The organism is Marinobacter sp. X15-166B (genome assembly GCF_001752365.1).
Taxonomy (GTDB): Bacteria; Pseudomonadota; Gammaproteobacteria; order Pseudomonadales; family Oleiphilaceae; genus Marinobacter.
This window is the reverse complement of record NZ_MEIY01000002.1, coordinates 1-2,937: the sequence shown is the minus strand read 5'-3', so window position 1 is coordinate 2,937 and position 2,937 is coordinate 1. Positions and strand designations below refer to the sequence as shown.

The window sequence follows — 2,937 nt, the reverse complement described above, 5'->3', positions numbered from 1 at the left end:
TTATCCGCAATTGTCTTGGGTGTTATATAGTCAAGCCGCACGAGCAATTAGTATCGGTTAGCTCAACGCCTCGCAGCGCTTACACACCCGACCTATCAACGTCCTGGTCTTGAACGGCTCTTCAGGGACCCGAAGGTCCGGGGAGATCTCATCTTGGAAGGGGCTTCCCGCTTAGATGCTTTCAGCGGTTATCCTGTCCGAACGTAGCTACCCAGCAGTGCCTCTGGCGAGACAACTGGCACACCAGCGGTTCGTCCACTCCGGTCCTCTCGTACTAGGAGCAGCTTTCCTCAAATCTCCAACGTCCACGGCAGATAGGGACCGAACTGTCTCACGACGTTCTAAACCCAGCTCGCGTACCACTTTAAATGGCGAACAGCCATACCCTTGGGACCGGCTTCAGCCCCAGGATGTGATGAGCCGACATCGAGGTGCCAAACACCGCCGTCGATGTGAACTCTTGGGCGGTATCAGCCTGTTATCCCCGGAGTACCTTTTATCCGTTGAGCGATGGCCCTTCCATACAGAACCACCGGATCACTATGACCTGCTTTCGCACCTGCTCGACGTGTCTGTCTCGCAGTTAAGCGGGCTTGTGCCATTACACTAACCGTACGATGTCCGACCGTACTTAGCCCACCTTTGTGCTCCTCCGTTACACTTTAGGAGGAGACCGCCCCAGTCAAACTACCCACCACACAATGTCCTCACCCCCGATCAGGGGGCCAAGTTAGAACCTCAAACATGCCAGGCTGGTATTTCAAGGTCGGCTCCACCACAACTGGCGTCATGGTTTCAAAGCCTCCCAGCTATCCTACACAAGCATATTCAAAGTTCACTGTGAAGCTATAGTAAAGGTTCACGGGGTCTTTCCGTCTAGCCGCGGATACACCGCATCTTCACGGCGATTTCAATTTCACTGAGTCTCGGGTAGAGACAGCGCCCCCGTCGTTACGCCATTCGTGCAGGTCGGAACTTACCCGACAAGGAATTTCGCTACCTTAGGACCGTTATAGTTACGGCCGCCGTTTACCGGGGCTTCGATCAAGAGCTTCGCACGAATGCTAACCCCATCAATTAACCTTCCGGCACCGGGCAGGCGTCACACCGTATACGTCCACTTTCGTGTTTGCACAGTGCTGTGTTTTTAATAAACAGTCGCAGGGGCCTGGTATCTTCGGCCGGCTTCCGCTCCACCCGCAGGGGCTTCACGTACACACCGGCGTGCCTTCTCCCGAAGTTACGGCACCATTTTGCCTAGTTCCTTTACCCGAGTTCTCTCAAGCGCCTTGGTATTCTCTACCTGACCACCTGTGTCGGTTTGGGGTACGGTCTCGAACAGCCTGAAGCTTAGAAGATTTTCCTGGAAGCAGGGCATCAATGACTTCGCGTCCGTAGACACTCGTCGTCACGTCTCAGAATTGAGGGACCGGATTTGCCTAATCCCTCTTCCTACACGCTTAAACCGGGACAACCGTCGCCCGGCTCACCTAGCCTTCTCCGTCTCTCCATCGCAGCTGTCCAAGGTACGGGAATATTAACCCGTTTCCCATCGACTACACCTTTCGGTCTCGTCTTAGGGGCCGACTCACCCTGCGCCGATTAGCGTTGCGCAGGAAACCTTGGTCTTCCGGCGTGGGGGTTTTTCACCCCCATTGTCGTTACTCATGTCAGCATTCGCACTTCTGATACCTCCAGCAAGCTTCTCAACTCACCTTCGCAGGCTTACAGAACGCTCCCCTACCCCGCCTACAAAGTAGGCAGCCGCAGCTTCGGTGACCAGTTTGAGCCCCGTTACATCTTCCGCGCAGGCCGACTCGACTAGTGAGCTATTACGCTTTCTTTAAAGGATGGCTGCTTCTAAGCCAACCTCCTAGCTGTCTAAGCCTTCCCACATCGTTTCCCACTTAACTGGTACTTGGGGACCTTAGCTGGCGGTCTGGGTTGTTTCCCTTTCCACAACGGACGTTAGCACCCGCTGTGTGTCTCCCGGATAGTACTCACTGGTATTCGGAGTTTGCATCGGGTTGGTAAGTCGGGATGACCCCCTAGCCGAAACAGTGCTCTACCCCCAGTGGTATTCGTCCGAGGCTCTACCTAAATAGATTTCGGGGAGAACCAGCTATCTCCGAGCTTGATTAGCCTTTCACTCCGATCCACAAGTCATCCCCTGGCTTTTCAACGACAGTGGGTTCGGTCCTCCAGTGCCTGTTACGGCACCTTCAACCTGCTCATGGATAGATCGCTCGGTTTCGGGTCTATGTCCAGCGACTGATGCGCCCTATTCAGACTCGGTTTCCCTACGGCTCCCCTACACGGTTAACCTCGCCACTGAACATAAGTCGCTGACCCATTATACAAAAGGTACGCCGTCACGGAACAAGTCCGCTCCGACTGCTTGTACGCATACGGTTTCAGGATCTATTTCACTCCCCTCACAGGGGTTCTTTTCGCCTTTCCCTCACGGTACTGGTTCACTATCGGTCAGTCAGGAGTATTTAGCCTTGGAGGATGGTCCCCCCATATTCAGACAAGGTTTCTCGTGCCCCGTCCTACTCGATTTCACTGAACTCAGGTTTCGGATACAGGGCTATCACCCACTATGGCGGCACTTTCCAGAGCCTTCTCCTACCAGTTGTTCAGCTTAAGGGCTGGTCCCCGTTCGCTCGCCGCTACTGAGGGAATCTCGGTTGATTTCTTTTCCTCGGGGTACTTAGATGTTTCAGTTCCCCCGGTTCGCCTCTTACACCTATGTATTCAGTGCAAGATACCCGACCGAAATCGGGTGGGTTTCCCCATTCAGAGATCTCCGGATCACAGGTTGTTTGCCACCTCCCCGAAGCTTATCGCAGGCTACCACGTCTTTCATCGCCTCTGACTGCCAAGGCATCCACCGTATGCGCTTAGTTGCTTGACTATATAACCCCAAGACAACTG

Annotated in this window: 1 rRNA gene; it reads right to left on the bottom strand. The window is 54.1% G+C overall.

Features of this window, described 5'->3' with window-relative positions:
- Window positions 1–26 precede the first annotated feature (26 nt).
- A 23S ribosomal RNA gene (locus tag BG841_RS16335) occupies window positions 27–2,917 on the bottom strand.
- Between the last annotated feature and the right edge of the window lie 20 nt (window positions 2,918–2,937).